Origin of the sequence: Amycolatopsis sp. VS8301801F10, from assembly GCF_046195355.1 — a bacterium.
Lineage (GTDB): Bacteria > Actinomycetota > Actinomycetes > Mycobacteriales > Pseudonocardiaceae > Amycolatopsis.
Map to the genome: position 1 here is coordinate 2,124,539 of NZ_CP176065.1, position 14,491 is coordinate 2,139,029.

A 14,491-nucleotide genomic window follows, 5' to 3' on the forward strand; every position below is an offset into this window, starting at 1 on the left:
CTGGGTCAGCGCCTGCGCAACAGTACTTCCTGGGTCACCGAGGCAACGAGCCGTCCGTCGGTGGTGAAGAATTCGCCGTGGGTGAGGCCTCGGGTGTTCGCGAAGCTCGGGCTTTCCATGTCGAACAGCAGCCATTCGTCCGCGCGGAACGGGCGGTGGAACCACACCGCGTGGTCCAGCGACGTCAGCTGCGGTACGCCCGGGTCGTCGCGGTGGGGCAGCAGGGCGGTTCCCGCCAGGCGGATGTCGGAAATGTAGGTGAGCGCGCAGACGTGCGCCAGCGGAGCGTCCGGCAGCGCGTCCTTCGCTCGGACCCAGATCTGCTGGCGCGGGCCGCGGCCGGTGTCGGGCAGGCCGGTTTCCGGGTTGCTGACGAACCGGACTTCGATGGCGGACAGCACGATCGGCGAGCGGTCCTGTTCGACGACGCCCGCCTCGTCCGGGGCGGGGACGTCCGGCATCCGCGCCTGGTGCGCGCTGCTTTCCGCCTCCGTCTGGAACGACGCGGACAGGCTGAAGATGCTCTCGCCGTTCTGGATCGCGACGACCCGGCGCGTGGTGAACGAACCGCCGTCGCGGGTGCGCTCGACCTCGTAGATGATCGGCATGTCGGTGCGGCCGCCGCGGATGAAATAGCCGTGCAGCGAGTGCACGTGCCGCGCCGTGGGCACGGTCGCGCCGGCCGCGGTGAGCGCCTGCGCCGCGACCTGACCGCCGAACGCCCGCTGCGGCGAACCCTGGTGACACCAGCCGCGGAACAGGTTCAGCTCGAGCGGTTCGAGCTTCAGTAGCTGGTCTAGCCCGGTCCGGGTCGGATCGATCGTCGTCACCAGGCCAGTCTAAGCGCCTGCTCAGTCGCCTCGCGGGGTGAGCAGCGCCGCGACCGCGGCCGGATCCTCGACGTGCGCGTTGTGCCCGAGCCCGGACAGGACCACTGCGTCGGGAACAAGGGCACGCAGCTGCTCGGGACGGCACATCGGATCGTTCTCGCCGGCGGCGAGCACCACCGGGCAGCGCGCCGCCGACAGCAGGCCCGCCAGGTCCGGGCGGCCGACACCGAAGGCGGGCGGGTCCAGAGTCAGCCGCCAGCCATCGGAGGTTTCGATGACGCCGTCCGGGTCTGCCGGAGCCAGGCCGGTCAGCCCGGCGATCTTCAGGTAGGCGGTTTCGGCCTCCTCTCGGGTGTCGAACAGTCGTGGCGGACGGGCGGCCATCGCGGCGGCGTGGGCCAGGTCGTCTTCGCTCCATTCCACTTTGATGCCCACCGCCAGCACGCTGCTGACGTCGAGCCCGTAGCGGCCGCTCGCCAGCTCCAGCGCGACGACACCGCCGAGCGAATGGCCGAGTACGACGACCGGGCCGCGCTCGTCCAGTGCCTCGGCGACCGCGGCCGCGAGCGCCTCGAACGTGTACTCGGGCAGCCGGGACGAGCCGCCGTGGCCAGGCAGGTCGGGCGCGAGCAGCCGCCGGTCGAGCAGGCCGGCGAGGCCGTCCCAGACCGCGCCGGTGGCACCGAGCCCGTGCAGGAGCAGGACCGGCGGCTCGCCTTGTCCGGTGACGCGCAGCTTCAGCTTTTCCACCGGACGGATCTTTCCGCAGGCGGCGGTCTCGGGGCTAGGGTCGGAACGTGTCGAGTGCTGTCATCGCCGACCCGGACACCTACGTCACGGGCGTGCCTTACGACCTGCTTGCCCGCCTGCGCCGGGAAACGCCGGTGACGCGGATCGGCGACTTCTGGGCGGTGCTGCGCCACTCCGACGTCCGGCACGTGCTCCGCACCCCGGCGGTGTTTTCGTCGCAGCTCGGCGGCACGCAGATCCGCGACCCGGCCACCCCCGAGGACCTGCGCTACGTGCGCCGGATGATGCTCAACATGGACCCGCCCGAGCACGGCAGGCTGCGCGGGCTGCTCACGAAGGCGTTCACGCCGCGCGCGGTCGGCCGGATCGCCGAACGGATCGAAGGCTGGGCACGGGATCTCGTCGCGGCGGTGGCCGATCGCGGCGAATGCGATTTCGCCAAGGACATCGCCGCCGATCTGCCCTTGCTCACGCTCGCCGAGGTGTTCGGCGTGCCGGAGCGGGACCGCCGCCTGATGTTCGACTGGAGCAACCGCGTGATCGGCTTCCAGGACGCCGAATACGCGGTGAGCGCGACCGTCAATGCCGACGACGTCACCGACCTCGCCCGTGCCGCGCTGGCCGTGCGCCCGGAACCCGGTCCGGACGGCCAGATGCCGGATCCGCGCAGCCGCGCCGGAATGCCGGACCTCTATGCCTACGCGCACGCGCTTGGCGAGCACAAACGCGCGCACCCTGGCGACGACGTGATGAGCAACCTGATGCGGTACGTGGACGACGACGGCGGCCGCGTGTCGATCGCGGAGTTCGAGAACCTTTTCTGGCTGTTTTCCGTAGCGGGCAACGAAACTCTGCGCAACGGTCTGCCCGGCGGAATGGCCGCGTTGCTGGCGCATCCCGAGCAGTACCGCACACTGCTCGACGACCGAAGCCTGCTTCCCGGCGCGGTGGAAGAGATGCTGCGCTGGCACACGCCGGTGATGCACTTCCGCCGCACCGCGACACAGGACACTCGGCTGTCCGATGTGGACATCAAGGCCGGCGACAAGGTCGTGGTGTGGTTCTCCTCGGCCAATCGCGACGAGACGGTGTTTCCCGACCCGGACGTGTTCGACGTGACGCGTGCGCCGACCGAGCACCTGACGTTCGGCCACGGACCGCATTTCTGCCTCGGTGCGCACCTCGCGCGGATGCAGATGCGGGCGTTGTTCGCGGCGGTGTTCGACCAGCTCGGCGAGGTCCGGCTCGCGGGCGAACCCCGCCGGCTGCGGTCGAACTTCCAGAACGGGATCAAGAGCCTCCCGATCCGCTGGGACTGACCGGCTCAGCCGAAGCCGACGAGCGAGAGCCAGCGGTCCAGGTACTCCGTGTCGCCCGCGCGGTGCGCGATCTCCGACGACAGCCTGCCGTAGACCATCAGCAGCAGATCGCCCAGCGGCGCGGCCGCGGTGACCGCCGCGTTCGCCGGCGGGCCGGGATGCCAGGCCAGCTGATCGCCGGTGAGGTCGACCGTCCAAGAAGCGGCGTGGTCGGTCGGCGCGAGGTGGATCGTGCGGTCCGGGCCGAGCAGTCCGCGGCGTTCGGGGACGTATTCCAGCAACTGCGGCAGCGACCCGAGTTCCAGCCATTCCTCCATCGCGTCGTGCGCGACCTCCGGCGCGACCGTGAAGTCTCCGCCCGCGGCCAGCGTCGCGTCCGCGCGGTGGATCAGTGTCTCGTTCATGAACCGGCGCGCGTAGAACGCTGCTCGCGGCGGTCCGTTCGGGACTGGCGTGAAGACCTCGGCGTCTGGACCCGCTTCGCGCAGCGTCGCCACCAACGCCTTCGCGCCGTCCACGAGCCACGACGCCGGCCTCGGGGTGTCCACCGGATTCCGGAGCGCGTCGTCCGGCAGCCAGTGATCGGCCCGCGTGCGGACGGTTTCCTCCGCCCACCGGTGCCCGGTGCTGACGTGCTCGAGCAGCTGTCCGAGAGTCCATTCCGGGCACGCGGTGACCCGCACCGTCCGGTCCGCGCCCTCGACGGCCGCGGCGAGCAGTTCCGTCTGCCGGACGATCTCGGCGCAACGCTCGTGGAAGTCCATGGGGTGTCCTCTCCGGTTCAGAGCCGCTGACACCAGGAAGTCGGAGCCGGCCCCGCCATCCAGACACCCCAGCCGGGGAAACCCGGCTACTCCACGCTCCAGGCGTCTCCCCATTCCGCGTCGCGGGCGGCGCGGTACCGCACGCCGTGCCGCTTCGACACGACGGTCCCGGGCGCGAGCCCGTCGACCGTGCAGAGGTCGAGTTGCACGAACCCCTTGTGCTTGCGCGGATGCCGGATGATCCGGGCCGGCGGACGGTCGACCGGTGCCGACGTGGCCGCCACGTACGAGAACTTCTCGTCCTCGAATCCCAGAGTGCCGGACTTGATCCGCCGGTGCACCCCGCTTCGGGGCAGCCGGGCGGAGAAGTGGCACCAGTCCTCTCCCGGCTTGATCGGGCAGGCGTCGTCGTGCGGGCACGGCGCCACCACGCTGCGCCCCATTTCGCGCAGGACTTCGCGGGCCTCGCGAATCCGCTCGAATCCCGCCGGCGTTCCGGGTTCGATGAGCACGACGGTGCCGGCTTTGGCAGCGAGCCATCGGACGACGTCGGCGCGACCGCGTTCGGGAAGCTCGCCGAGGACGTACGACAGCGTGACCAGGTCGGCCTCCGGCGCGGCCGAGGCGGAATTGACCAGCCCGCGCTGCCAGACCGTGGCGCGGACGGCTGGTTCGTCTGCGTTCGCCGCCAGCTTGCGCCCCAGCGCCAGCGCGGCCGCCACCTGCTCCAGGACAGTGCACTTCTCCAGCGACGGCCATACGTCGGCCGCGGCCCACACTGCCGCTCCGGTGCCGCCGCCGACGTCGACGTGCGTCTTCGGGGCGAACCCGGGCGCGGCGGCAGCCACCTCGTCCAGCACGGCGCTGACCGCCGCGTACGTCGCTGGCATCCGGTACCCGGCGTATGCGGCGACATCCAGCTCCGACGAGAGGATCGGCGACGTCGCCGAGTCGCCTTGCCGATAGCGCTTGCTGAGCCGGTCCACGGCCTGTGCGAGCCGGGATTCGGGGAACCGGGCCAGCTCGTCGTCGAGCGCGGCGCGGAGAGATTCGGGGAGTACTGCCACGGGCACTGATTCTCCCATGCCCGTTTCGTCCTCCGAGGCCCGCCTGACCTGCTAGTTTCGCGTCCAGAAAAAAAGTTCGCGGACCTTGTCGATCCGGCCGCGGCCCGTTCGACGCAGTGGTGGAAGCAAGCCGAGACCGAAGGGGAACCGAAGATGCGATTCATGGTGATCATGAAGGCCAGCGAAGAGAGCGAAGCGGGCCAGCTGCCCAGCACCGAGATGCTCGCCGAGATGGGCAAGTTCAACGAGGAACTCGTGCGGGCCGGCGTCATGCTCGCGGGCGAGGGCCTGGCGCCCAGCTCCGAAGGCGCTCGCGTGAAGTTCTGCGGGGACAGCGAGCCGAGCGTGGTCGACGGTCCGTTCGCCGAGACCAAGGAGCTGATCGCCGGGTTCTGGATCCTCCAGGTCCGCTCGCTCGAGGAAGCCGTGGAGTGGATCAAGCGCGTGCCCAACACCGACGGCGCGCACCACGAGATCGAGATCCGGCGGATCTTCGAGGCCGACGACTTCGGCGACAACCTCACCCCGGAACTGCGGGAGGCCGAAGAGAAGCTGCGCGAGCAGGCCGCGCAGAACTGATGCGGTTCATGGTGCTGGTGAAAGCCAGTGAGGAATCCGAAGCGGGAGCCGCGCCGAGTGCCGAATTGCTCGAGCAGATGGGCCGGTTCAACGAGGAACTCGCCGCGTCCGGGCACCTCGTGCAGGCCGCCGGGCTGACGCCCAGCTCGGAAGGCGCCCGGCTGCTCTGGTTCGACGGGGAGGCGGAGCCGAGCGTGGTCGACGGCCCGTTCGCCGAGACCAAGGAACTCGTCGCCGGCGTGTGGATCCTGGAGGGGGAGTCGCTCGCCGAAATCGTCGAGCTGATGAAGCGCGCCCCCAATCCGGACCGGCAGGCGGGCACCGTCGAGATCCGTCCGATGGCCGGCGAGCTGTGACGCCGCGCCCGCCCGAGGGTTGCCTCGGGCGGGCCGGGCCGGTCTGATGGGCCGGTGGACACGCGAAGTGCGGTAGAGGCCGTTTGGCGGATCGAGTCGGCGCGGGTGATCGCCGGGCTCGCGCGGATGACCCGCGACGTGGGCCTGGCCGAGGAGCTGGCGCAGGACGCGCTGGTCGCCGCGCTCGAGCAGTGGCCGGAGACCGGGGTGCCGCGCAACCCGGGCGCCTGGCTGATGACGATCGCGAAGCGCCGGGCCATCGACCTGTTCCGGCGCAACGAAACCCTCGGCCGCAAGCTGGACGAGATCGGCCGGGAGGCCGAACAGCTCGGCGAGGGCGTGCTGCCCGATTTCGACGCGGTGCTCGACGACGAGCAGATCGAGGACGACCTGCTGCGGTTGGTGTTCACCGCGTGCCATCCGGTGCTGTCCACCCAGGCGCGGGTGGCGCTCACGCTGCGCATGCTCGGCGGGCTCAGCACCGACGAGATCGCCCGCGCGTTCCTGGTGAAGGAATCCACTGTCGCGCAACGCATCGTGCGGGCGAAAAAGACGCTCGCCGAGGCCAAGGTGCCGTTCGAAACGCCGGTCGGCGACGAGCGGGTGGCGCGAGTGCCCGCCGTGCTCGAAGTGATCTACCTGATCTTCAACGAGGGCTACTCCGCCACGCGCGGCGACGACTGGATGCGGCCCGCGCTGTGCGAGGACGCGCTGCGGCTCGGCCGGGTGCTGGCCGGACTGATGCCCGGCGAACCGGAGGTGCACGGCCTGGTGGCGCTGATGGAAATCCAGGCGTCGCGCTCGGCGGCGCGCACCGGCCCGAACGGCGAACCGGTGCTGCTGCTGGACCAGGACCGCAGCCGCTGGGACCGCCTGCTGATCCAGCGCGGCCTCACCGCGCTGGCCCGGTCCGAACGGCTCGCGGACGGCACCTACGGGCCGTATTCCGCGCAGGCCGCGATCGCCGCCTGCCACGCGGTGGCGGTGACGCCGGAAGACACCGATTGGGCCCGGATCGCCGCGCTGTACACGGGTCTGGCGCAGCTCACGCCGTCTCCGGTGATCGAGCTGAACCGGGCCGTCGCGGTCTCGATGGCCGAGGGGCCGGAAGCCGGGCTCGTGCTGGTGGACAAATTGCTGACTGAGCCCGCGCTGAAGAACTACCACCTGCTGCCGAGCGTGCGCGGCGACTTTCTGTACAAACTGGGCCGCCGGGACGAGGCGCGGGCCGAATTCGAGCGCGCGGCGAAGATGACCGGCAACGAACGAGAGCGCGCGCTGCTGCTGGAGCGGGCCGAGTCGTGCAGCAAGCTGGAAGCGGGAACGAAGTAGCTGGGCACCGTGCGGTGCGGGAGTGATCGACATGCCCGCAACGGTCCACCAGCGGTCCGACAATTCCCGCGCCCGCAGGCCGCCATCCCCAGGGTTGTCCACAAGTCGACACGCCTGTGGATAACCTGTTTTCCCTGGTCGGAGGCCGGAAAACCGGCTGCCCGACCCGATCCGGTGAAAGGCTCAGCGGTTTCGGAGGCGATGGTCCGGCAACGCTGATCGCCGCGCCGCGGCCGACCTCCGCGGATTGACCGGAGCCCGGCGAAAGTAGGCCGCTCAACCCGAACCAGCGAAAGACATCAGCGGTTTCGGACGTACCCCAGCCGCATCGACAACGCGGCCGCCGTCCCCGCCACCGTCGCGCCCAGTTCGTCTGCCCGGCGCATCACCCGCGGCGCTGGTCCCGCAACGCTGATCGCCGCGATCGGACGCCCCGAGTGGTCCCGCACAGCCGCCGCGACACAGCCGACGTCCGGCTCGTTCTCCAGGTCGTCCACGGCCCATCCGCGACGCCGGGTGCGCGCCAGCTCGTCCAGCAGCCGGACCGGATCGTTGATGGTCTTGAGCGTGAGGCTGTCCAGCTTCATCCGGCGCACTCGCTCCACCCGATCGGCCTCGGGCAACGCGGCCAGCCAGGCCTTCCCCAGCGACGTCGCGTGCTGTGGCCGCCGAGTGCCGAGACGGCAGGAGAGGGTGACCGCGCTGGCGCTGCGTTCGGTCGCGACGTAGACCATCGCGTCGTTGTCCGGCACCGCGAGGTATGTCGTCTCGCCGGAGCGTTCGGCCAGCGCCGTGAGATACCGCGGGGCGCAGCGGTGCAGATCGGTCGCCGCCATCGCGCGGGCGCCCAGTTCGACCAGCCGGGTGCCGAGCCGCACGCGTCCGGTGACGGTGTCCGCCTCGAGGTACTCCAGCCGCTTCAGGGTGCCGACGATCCGGTAGGCGGCGCTGCGCGACAGACCCAGTTGCCGGGCGAGCGCGTTCGTGGAGATTTCCTGGTGCTGCCCGACGTGTTCGAGCACCGCCAGCCCGCGCTCCAGGGTGCCGCTTTGGTCCAGCCCGCGTGCTGCTGCGTCCACGTTCGCCCTCCGCCTGTCGCTCTGCGTTCCCGGTCACCGGTGCGTGGTGCCATCAAGCGGGGTTGGACGCTAACACCTCCGATGTATGGACGGAAGATCTTGACCGATCTCGGTCATTCTGCAAGGTCAAGGTTGCGCCGAATGGTTCAACCTCCGATCGGTAAGACTGCTTACAAAGGGTAACGGAGACTCGAATCACCCTCTCAGGAAAATCACAGCGCTTGTGCCGCACGGTTTGGGTGATGTCCACACGTCTGCGCACCCGGGCGTCGGTCGCCGCCGGGCGGCTGACCGCGTGGTTTTCCCGTACCGCCCGGCTGGGCCGCGGCGGGGTGATCGGCGGCCGCGTCACGCTGCGGCTCGACCCCAAGGCGTTGCGCCGGCTCGGCCGCGAGCGCACGGTCGTGATGGTCACCGGCACGAACGGCAAGACCACCACGTCGCTGATGCTCACCCGCGCGCTCGAAGCGCTCGCCGAGGTCGCGCACAACGGCGACGGCGCGAACATGCCCGACGGTTTGGTGGCCGCGCTCGCGGCCCGCCCGGACGCGCCGTACGCGGTACTGGAAGTGGACGAGACCTACGTTCCGTGGGTGGCCGAGCAGGTGCAGCCCGCGGCTCTCGTGCTGCTGAACCTCAGCCGCGACCAGCTCGATCGCGTCGGCGAGGTCCGGATGATGGAGCGCGATCTCCGCGCCGCGTTCGCCGAGCTGCCGCGCACCGTCGTGGTCGCGAACTGCGACGACGTACTGGTCGCGTCGGCGGCCGCGGCGGCGGCGCGCCCGGTGTGGGTCGGCACTGGACGGCGCTGGTCGGGTGATTCCGTGTCCTGCCCGCGCTGCGGCGGAGCGATCACGCACACCGATCGCGAATGGCGGTGCGCGGTGTGCGCCTTCGCTCGCCCGGAGCCGACTTGGACCCTCGACGGCGACCTGGTCCACACGCCCGGCGGCCGGCAAGTCGACCTCGACCTGCGGTTGCCGGGCGAGGCCAACCGGGCGAACGCCGCGCTCGCACTCGCCGCCGCGCACTGCGTGGGCGTGCCGCCGCATACCGCCGCGGCCCGGCTGCGCACGATCACCGACATCGGCGGGCGCTACCGCACGATTCGCCGCACGCGGCATTCCGTGCGGCTCATGCTTGCGAAGAATCCGGCTGGCTGGGCCGAAACGTTGCGCGTGCTCGACGAGGACACCCCGGTCGTCGTCGCGGTCAACGCGCACGAGGCGGACGGCCGTGACCTGTCGTGGCTCTGGGACGTGCACTTCGAGCGGTTGCGCGGCCGTCAGGTCGTCGTCGCCGGCGAGCGGTCCGCGGATCTCGCGGTGCGGCTTTGCTACGCCGAGGTGCCGCACTGGTCGGCCCCGGACCCGGTCAGCGCGATCGACACGCTGCCGCCGGGCGGGGTCGAACTCGTCGCGAACTACACCGCCTTCCGCGACCTGGTGGACCGGTTGCCCGATGTCTGATTCGACCGTCGGCATCGGCCTTTTGCTGCCGGAGGTGCTGGGGACGTACGGCGATTCCGGCAACGCGCAGGTGCTCTGCAAACGCTTGCAGTGGCGTGGGTACGACGCCGAGGTGGTGCCCGTTTCGCTGGACTCCGAGGTACCGTCCACTTTGGACCTCTACCTGCTCGGCGGCGGCGAGGACATGGCGCAGGTGCTGGCCGCGGACTTCCTGCGCAACGCGAAAGGCCTGCGAAGCGCGGCAGCGGCCGGACGTCCGGTGTTCGGCGTGTGCGCCGGCCTGCAGATCCTCGGCACGCGTTTCCGCGGCGTCGACGGCATCGAACACGCCGGGCTGGGGCTGCTCGATCTCGTCACCGAGCCGGCCCCGCAGCGCGCGGTGGCCGAGTTGATCGTCGAACCGAACCTGCTCCAGGCCCCGTTGACCGGCTTCGAAAACCACCAGGGCGCGAGCGTGCTCGGGCCGGGCAGCGCACCGCTGGGTCGCGTCGTGCGGGGCACTGGCAACGGCGACGGCACCGAGGGCGCGGTCACCGAGCACGTTGTCGGCACCTACCTGCACGGCCCGGCGCTGGCCCGCAATCCCGACCTGGCCGACCTGCTGTTGTCGTGGGTGCTCGGCCATGCGCTGAAGCCGCTGGACCTGCCTGAGGTCGAGACGCTGCGCTCGGAACGGCTGGCCGCGCGCCGCGCCCGATGACGTCCCTCGCTGCTCGTTACGCTGCGTGCGTGAGAATTCTCGCTGCCGCAGGCGTCCGGATGCGGACAACCGGGGTTGCCGTGCTCGCGCTCGCGCTGGCCATCGCGACCGCGTGCGTCGTCGTGGTGCTGTTGCTGCAGCAGTCACTCGACCGAAGCGTCACCGAGAGCGCGCGCAGCACCGCGCGGCAGGTTGCCGTTCAACTCGTGCGCGCGGGCGCGCGAGACCTGTCACCGAGCGACGTCGCGAGTACCGGTGACACTGAAGCCGTGACGCAGGTCCTCGGGCCGCGAAGCACGCCTATCGCCAGCGACCCGGCGATCGTCGGCCGTCCGGCTATCACCACCGCGCGCCCGGCTCCGGGCCAGGAGACCGTCGAGACGCTGCCGCTCGGCTTAGACGGCGACGGCAGCGAGTACCGCTTGGTCTCGGAAGGCGTCAACGGGCCAGGCGGACCGTTCACCGTCATCTCCGCACGGTCGCTTGAACCGGTCACTGAGGCTTCTGCCCGGCTTACGCTGTTGTTAGGGCTGATTTCGCTGCCGCTGCTCGGTATCGCTGGCTTCGCGGTGTACCGCTCTGTCGGCTCCGCGCTGCGTCCAGTCGAGCGAATGCGGCGCACTGTCGCCGAAATCTCGACGCGAGACCTCGCGTTGCGCGTACCGCTGCCGCCTGGCGGCGACGAGGTGCACCGGCTCGCTGTCACGCTCAACGAAATGCTCGAACGGCTCGGGTCCGCGCAGGCCGCGCAACGCCGCTTCGTTGCCGACGCGAGTCACGAATTGCGCTCACCGCTGTCGACCATCAGCACCGCGCTCGACGTTTCGAACCAGCACCCGGAAACAACCGACGAATTGGTGCCGGTGATTACTCGCGAGACCGCGCGTCTGCGAGAGCTGGTCGATGACCTCCTGATGCTCGCACGCACCGACGACGCCACCGACCGGCCCGCGAGCACTGAAGTCGATCTGGACGACATCGTTCGCGCCGAAGCTGAACGCGTACGCGGCGAAGCGGCTGTCGAGATCGAAGTGCGCGCGGGACCGGCGAAGGTGCGTGGCAGTGAGGCGCAGCTGCGTCGCGCCGTACGCAACCTCGTCGACAACGCGTGCGGGCACGCGCGCGAGCGGATCCGGATTGCGAGTTCGGTGCGAGATGAGATGGTCGTGGTGGAGGTGAGCGACGACGGCCCGGGCGTCGCCGAGGACGACCGGGAGCGGGTGTTCGAGCGGTTTGTGCGGCTGGACGCGTCACGGCGGCGCGGCGGCACCGGACTGGGCCTGTCGATCGTGGCCGGCATCGCGGCCCGGCACGGCGGCCGCGCGCGGTACGTCGACGTGGCCGACCCGAGCTATCCGGGCGCGCATTTCGTGATCGAACTGCCGAGCATCGAACTGCCCCGGATCGAGGAGGACTGAGCATGCGGTTGCTGATCGTGGAGGACGAGCTGGAGTTCGCCGAAACCCTTCGCCGCGGCCTGGTCGCCGAGGGATTCACGGTGAACGTGGCGCACACCGGCCGGGACGGGCTCTGGTCGGCGATGGAGCACGATTACGACGCCGTGGTGCTCGACATCATGCTGCCCGAGCTTTCCGGCTATGAAGTGCTGAAACGCTTGCGGGCGGCGGAGAATTGGACGCCGGTGCTGATGCTCACGGCGAAGGACGGCGAATACGACGAGGCGGACGCATTCGATCTCGGCGCCGATGACTACTTGTCGAAACCGTTCTCGTTTGTCGTTTTGCTGGCTCGGCTGCGGGCGTTGCTTCGCCGTGGCGCACCGGCTCGACCGGCCGTGCTGACCGCTGGCGACCTCCGGCTTGACCCGGCCGCACGCACTGTCCACCGGGGCGAGACGCGGATCGAGCTAACTGCCCGAGAATTCGGCTTGCTGGAGTTTCTGCTGCGACGGCAGGGGGCGGCGTTGACGAAGAACGAGATTCTTGGCCACGTGTGGGACGCGCATTACGAGGGGGACGAGAACGTGGTCGAGGTTTATGTCGGGTATTTGCGGCGGAAGATCGACGCGCCGTTTGGAACGCGGACGATCGAGACGGTGCGCGGGGTAGGGTATCGGCTCGTGGGATGAGCGGACATATCGTTTTGCTCAATGGCACGTCCAGCTCTGGCAAGTCGAGTATCGCGGCGGAACTGCTGGAGTTGCTGCCGGGCCCGTATTTCTCTCTATCGCGGGACGCGGTCAACAGCATGCGCTCGCGGACCCAGACGCCTGAATTCGGCACGCGTGAGTTCGACGAGGTTTTCGACCGGACTGTGCGCGGCTACCACCGAATGCTGGCCGGACTCGCGGCGGCGGGCAACGGCGTGATCGCCGACCACGTGCTTCGGCCGCATTGGCTCGCCGACTGCCTGGAAGTGCTAGCGGAGCAGGAAGTTACGTTCGTAGGCGTGCACTGCCCGCTGCCAGAGTTGCGACGGCGCGAGCAGGAGCGAGGCGATCGTCCCGCCGGGCTAGCGGAACGCCAATACCCAGTTGTGCACGCCCATGGCGATTATGACCTCGAATGCGACACGTTAGTGCACAGTCCCCGGGAATGCGCACAACTCATCGCGGATTTCCTCGCAAAACCCGGGCGCTCCCAAGCCTTCCGCCGATTAAGCCAGTGAAATCCCCGCCACCGCCCGCACCACGGCAGTGCACCGGTCCTCGACATACTCCAACCCGCCCTCGGAAGCGATCCGCCGCGCCTCCGCCGACACGATCCCCTGCTGCAGCCACAACGCCTTCGCCCCGATCGCCACCGCGGAGCGCGCGATGTCCGGCGCTTCCCCGGCTGGACGGAAGACGTCGACCAGATCCACCGGCTCCGGAATCTCCTCCAGCGACCGGTACACCTTCTCCCCGAGCAGTTCAGTCGCCGACGGGTGTACTGGGATGATCCGGAAACCGTGCGCCTGCAGCGAAGCCGGCACGCCGTGTGCGGCCTTGCCCGGGTCGCGGCTCAAGCCGACGACAGCGATCGTGCGCGCGCTGGCGAGGATCTCTTCAGGCTTCATACTCAGATGCAACAGCCCAACCCAGTCAAGGATTCCGCGAAGTCACAGCCGCCACAACCGCAGGCCACGCACGCGGTACACCGGCCACAGCACGTGCCACGGCGACCGCCGCAGGAACGCGAAGCTGCACACCAGAACATTGCGCGCAACCGTGGACGCGACTTCGGGCCGGTCCGGCCAGGCTTCGCCGCGGGCGCCGAGCGCTAGCCGAAAGACGGTCAGCAACCCGCGTCCCTGCAGGTCATAACGGGCTCCAGTGTCGCCCGCGTCCGGAAGAAGGCGGGCGATTTCCTCGCGAAAAGCACCAGCGACCGGCGCACCCGCCGGCACATCAGCGACACTGTCCGCAATCGCGCGGCCATGCAGCCGACGCGCGAATCGCGTGAGCAACCGTCGCTCCCACCACGGCAGCAACCGGCGATGAGCCAGCAGTGCGGCACACTCGCCATGCCCGAGGGCGAAAACCTCGGCGAGATCGTCGTACCGGCTGATCGCGGTCGGCTCCGCCAGGTGCAACCGCACCTCGTAGCGGACCCGCGCGATCAGTTCGTCGATCGCTTCCCGCCGGTCGAGCCGTGCTTTCCGCCGCGAAGCCGCCCAGTCGCTCATGAGCACCCACTCTGATCCCGGGGGCGCGCCGAGTCCAGGGGGTCAGCCGATCTTCGAGCCGTACATCTCGCCGAGGTCGTCCGCGATCAGCTCGATCCGGGCGCCGTCCGGGTCGGCGAAGTAGATCGACGTGCCGCTTTCTTCCTGGTACCGCACGCCGGCGGCGTCGAGCCGGGCACGCGCGTCCGCCCAGGCTTCCGGGGTGAGCGACAGAGCCAGGTGGTGCAGGCCGCCGAGCACCTCCGCGTACGGGCCGAGGTCGAGGCCGGGCAGGTCGAAGAACGCGACCGCGTTGCCGTTGCCGACGTCGAAGAAGAAGTGGCTCGACCCCGGGTAGTCGCGGTTTTCGATCAGCTCGGTGAGCGGGAAGCCGAGAATGTCCTGGTAAAACGTGATCGTCCGCTCGACGTCGCTGGACAGCAGCGCGGTGTGGTGGATGCCGCGGCCGACCGTCGCCGGACGTTCCGCCGCGGGGCGCAGGTGCTTCTCCCGCAACCGGTCGCGGGTCTGCGCGAGCTGGGCGACTTCGGTCTCGGTGGGTGCCATCTCGGGTCACGTCCTCTCTGGGAGCCAACACGAGATACGGTACGCCGACAAACTCTCGCACGCAAGAGATTAG

Annotated in this window: 17 protein-coding genes; 9 read left to right on the forward strand and 8 right to left on the reverse strand. The window is 69.7% G+C overall.

Annotated elements, in window-relative coordinates; translation table 11 throughout:
• Nucleotides 1-5: 5 nt before the first annotated feature.
• Entirely contained in the window at nucleotides 6-830 is an 825-nt protein-coding gene (locus F9C11_RS10270) for an acyl-CoA thioesterase (RefSeq protein ID WP_409184633.1), read from the reverse strand.
• A gap of 21 nt (nucleotides 831-851) precedes the next feature.
• A complete protein-coding gene (locus tag F9C11_RS10275; RefSeq protein ID WP_409184634.1) occupies nucleotides 852-1,580 on the reverse strand; it encodes an alpha/beta fold hydrolase in 729 nt (242 codons plus the stop codon).
• Nucleotides 1,581-1,627: 47 nt separating this feature from the next.
• On the opposite strand from F9C11_RS10275, the gene F9C11_RS10280 reads away from it, so the two are divergent.
• A complete protein-coding gene (locus F9C11_RS10280) occupies nucleotides 1,628-2,899 on the forward strand; it encodes a cytochrome P450 (protein WP_409184635.1) in 1,272 nt (423 codons plus the stop codon).
• A 5-nt stretch (nucleotides 2,900-2,904) separates the two neighbouring features.
• Here the strand turns inward: F9C11_RS10280 and F9C11_RS10285 are convergent, their stop codons facing one another.
• Both F9C11_RS10285 and F9C11_RS10290 read right to left on the reverse strand, forming a co-directional pair.
• Nucleotides 2,905-3,663, reverse strand: coding sequence for a maleylpyruvate isomerase family mycothiol-dependent enzyme (locus tag F9C11_RS10285; protein WP_409184636.1), 759 nt, complete (start codon nucleotides 3,661-3,663; stop codon nucleotides 2,905-2,907).
• 86 nt (nucleotides 3,664-3,749) lie between these two features.
• Nucleotides 3,750-4,748, reverse strand: a complete 999-nt coding sequence (locus tag F9C11_RS10290; protein WP_409184637.1) for a small ribosomal subunit Rsm22 family protein — start codon at nucleotides 4,746-4,748, stop codon at nucleotides 3,750-3,752.
• 135 nt (nucleotides 4,749-4,883) lie between these two features.
• Here F9C11_RS10290 and F9C11_RS10295 point away from each other — a divergent pair, with 135 nt between their 5' ends.
• Genes F9C11_RS10295 through F9C11_RS10305 form a run of 3 tightly spaced genes read left to right on the forward strand, consistent with a single transcriptional unit; the run spans nucleotide 4,884 to nucleotide 6,997 of the window.
• Nucleotides 4,884-5,309 carry a YciI family protein gene (locus F9C11_RS10295; protein ID WP_409184638.1) on the forward strand — a complete coding sequence of 142 codons (426 nt, stop codon included), beginning with the start codon at nucleotides 4,884-4,886 and terminating at the stop codon, nucleotides 5,307-5,309.
• Nucleotides 5,309-5,665: a YciI family protein gene (locus F9C11_RS10300; protein WP_409184639.1), complete on the forward strand. Its 357-nt coding sequence runs from the start codon at nucleotides 5,309-5,311 to the stop codon at nucleotides 5,663-5,665. The genes F9C11_RS10295 and F9C11_RS10300 overlap by 1 nt, the downstream gene beginning before the upstream one ends.
• Before the next feature lie 54 nt (nucleotides 5,666-5,719).
• Nucleotides 5,720-6,997 (forward strand): RNA polymerase sigma factor, encoded by a 1,278-nt coding sequence (locus F9C11_RS10305; RefSeq protein ID WP_409184640.1) that lies wholly within the window; start codon nucleotides 5,720-5,722, stop codon nucleotides 6,995-6,997.
• 299 nt (nucleotides 6,998-7,296) lie between these two features.
• On the opposite strand, the gene F9C11_RS10310 is transcribed toward F9C11_RS10305, so the two are convergent.
• The gene (locus tag F9C11_RS10310) at nucleotides 7,297-8,076 is read right to left on the reverse strand and encodes an IclR family transcriptional regulator (RefSeq protein WP_081684630.1); all 780 of its coding nucleotides are present in this window, start codon (nucleotides 8,074-8,076) and stop codon (nucleotides 7,297-7,299) included.
• Between the two features lie 242 nt (nucleotides 8,077-8,318).
• On the opposite strand from F9C11_RS10310, the gene F9C11_RS10315 reads away from it, so the two are divergent.
• The 5 genes from F9C11_RS10315 (at nucleotide 8,319) to F9C11_RS10335 (ending at nucleotide 12,873) form a co-directional block, all read left to right on the forward strand.
• Nucleotides 8,319-9,545, forward strand: coding sequence for a MurT ligase domain-containing protein (locus tag F9C11_RS10315; RefSeq protein WP_409184641.1), 1,227 nt, complete (start codon nucleotides 8,319-8,321; stop codon nucleotides 9,543-9,545).
• Nucleotides 9,538-10,245 carry a type 1 glutamine amidotransferase gene (locus tag F9C11_RS10320; protein WP_409184642.1) on the forward strand — a complete coding sequence of 236 codons (708 nt, stop codon included), beginning with the start codon at nucleotides 9,538-9,540 and terminating at the stop codon, nucleotides 10,243-10,245. The genes F9C11_RS10315 and F9C11_RS10320 overlap by 8 nt, the downstream gene beginning before the upstream one ends.
• 80 nt (nucleotides 10,246-10,325) lie before the next feature.
• Complete coding sequence (locus tag F9C11_RS10325) at nucleotides 10,326-11,663, forward strand: ATP-binding protein (RefSeq protein ID WP_409184643.1); 1,338 nt, start codon at nucleotides 10,326-10,328, stop codon at nucleotides 11,661-11,663.
• 2 nt (nucleotides 11,664-11,665) lie between these two features.
• Nucleotides 11,666-12,334 (forward strand): response regulator transcription factor, encoded by a 669-nt coding sequence (locus tag F9C11_RS10330; protein ID WP_037354559.1) that lies wholly within the window; start codon nucleotides 11,666-11,668, stop codon nucleotides 12,332-12,334.
• Nucleotides 12,331-12,873 (forward strand): chloramphenicol phosphotransferase CPT family protein, encoded by a 543-nt coding sequence (locus F9C11_RS10335; RefSeq protein WP_409184644.1) that lies wholly within the window; start codon nucleotides 12,331-12,333, stop codon nucleotides 12,871-12,873. Before F9C11_RS10330 ends, F9C11_RS10335 begins: the two co-directional genes overlap by 4 nt.
• Here F9C11_RS10335 and F9C11_RS10340 read toward each other — a convergent pair.
• From F9C11_RS10340 to F9C11_RS10350, 3 genes are read right to left on the reverse strand one after another with little or no spacing between them, the layout of a single operon-like run.
• Nucleotides 12,862-13,263, reverse strand: a complete 402-nt coding sequence (locus F9C11_RS10340) for a CoA-binding protein (RefSeq protein ID WP_409184645.1) — start codon at nucleotides 13,261-13,263, stop codon at nucleotides 12,862-12,864. The two genes, F9C11_RS10335 and F9C11_RS10340, sit on opposite strands and share 12 nt — an antisense overlap.
• A gap of 42 nt (nucleotides 13,264-13,305) precedes the next feature.
• Nucleotides 13,306-13,872: a hypothetical protein gene (locus F9C11_RS10345; RefSeq protein ID WP_409184646.1), complete on the reverse strand. Its 567-nt coding sequence runs from the start codon at nucleotides 13,870-13,872 to the stop codon at nucleotides 13,306-13,308.
• Between the two features lie 42 nt (nucleotides 13,873-13,914).
• The gene (locus tag F9C11_RS10350; RefSeq protein WP_409184647.1) at nucleotides 13,915-14,418 is read right to left on the reverse strand and encodes a VOC family protein; all 504 of its coding nucleotides are present in this window, start codon (nucleotides 14,416-14,418) and stop codon (nucleotides 13,915-13,917) included.
• Between the last annotated feature and the right edge of the window lie 73 nt (nucleotides 14,419-14,491).